Source organism: Proteus myxofaciens ATCC 19692, assembly GCF_001654855.1.
Classification (GTDB): domain Bacteria; phylum Pseudomonadota; class Gammaproteobacteria; order Enterobacterales; family Enterobacteriaceae; genus Proteus; species Proteus myxofaciens.
Genome location: NZ_LXEN01000185.1, coordinates 1 through 1,320, shown reverse-complemented (window position 1 = coordinate 1,320; position 1,320 = coordinate 1). Strand labels below are relative to the sequence as shown.

Here is a 1,320-nt window from a genome sequence, read left to right as displayed (position 1 = left end):
GGGTATGAAAGTATGCCGGTGCGTTTAGCACAACCTTATGCAGGGGATACTTATGGCATGCATTTTCCCTTAATTCAAGGCACAGAAGTGGCGATTGCCTTTCATGAAGGTAACCCTGACCGCCCTTATATCGCCCATGCCTTGCATGATTCCCGTCATCCTGACCATGTAACCGATAAAAACAACACCCGTAATGTAATTCGTACACCGGCAAATAATAAGCTGCGTATGGAAGATAAACGCGGTGAAGAGCACATTAAACTTAGCACTGAATACGGCGGTAAAAGCCAGCTTAATTTAGGGCATATTGTGGATGCAAACCGCGAGCCACGTGGTGAAGGCTTTGAATTACGCACTGATAGTTGGGGGACGATAAGAGCGGGTAAAGGACTGTTTATCAGTGCTGATAGCCAAGAAAAAGCCGGCGGTGATGTGCTGGCGATGGAAGAGGCGCAATCTCAACTTACCACAGCGTTAATAGAAATGGAGACTTTAGCTAAAAGTGCTGAAAATGCAAGCGCACTTGCTGCTGATATTCAAAAACAAAAAGAAAGTTTAGAGAAGAAATTTATTCAATTACAAAAATCTGTTTTATTAGCCACAGCCCCTGATGGTATCGGATTAACCAGTGGTGATAATCTGCAATTATCAGCAGATGAAAATTTAACATTAACAGCTAATAAACAAGTTGATATCGGTGCATTTAAAAAATTTACATTAGCAGCTGGTGGAGTAATGAGTTTCTTTTCACGAGTAGGTGCAAAAATTTTCACCAAAACTGGCGATATTGAAATTCAGGCACAAGATGGTCGTTTATCTACTTGGTCTACACAAGATTCAATCATAAGTAGTGGGAAAAAAATGGTGCTATCTGCGCAAGATGAACTTCTTTTATCTTGTGGTGGTGGCTATATTCGTATAAAAGGGGGAAATGTTGAAATAGGTGGACCTGGTAAATTATTAATAAAAAATAATGGAATACAAAAATTAGGAGCTCAAAGTGTAGAAAGCGCTATGAAATCGTTTTCACCTGAAGAATTTAATGAATGGTTTGTTGTTAAAAATCCACTTTCAGGCGAACCTATTGCGAATCAACGCTATCAAATTACATTACCCACTGGCGAGATTATAAAAGGTATTTCAGATTCAGAAGGAAAAACGACTAAAATTAATTCTAATGCTATTAACGATATTAAAATTAAATTATTACCTTATGAGGAAGAATAATGAAAAATAAATTACCTTATTTTTTTATTCCACTCTTCTTTGCATCAATATTATCGGGTTGTTTATCGTTAAAAGAAAAAGCCGCGATTAAAG

At 37.8% G+C, this 1,320-nt stretch carries 1 protein-coding gene; it reads left to right on the top strand.

Annotated features, from left to right (window positions below; all coding sequences use genetic code 11):
- Window positions 1-1,227: DUF2345 domain-containing protein (locus M983_RS17960; RefSeq protein WP_157091986.1), on the top strand; the 1,227-nt coding region annotated here is incomplete at its 5' end.
- Window positions 1,228-1,320: the final 93 nt, after the last annotated feature.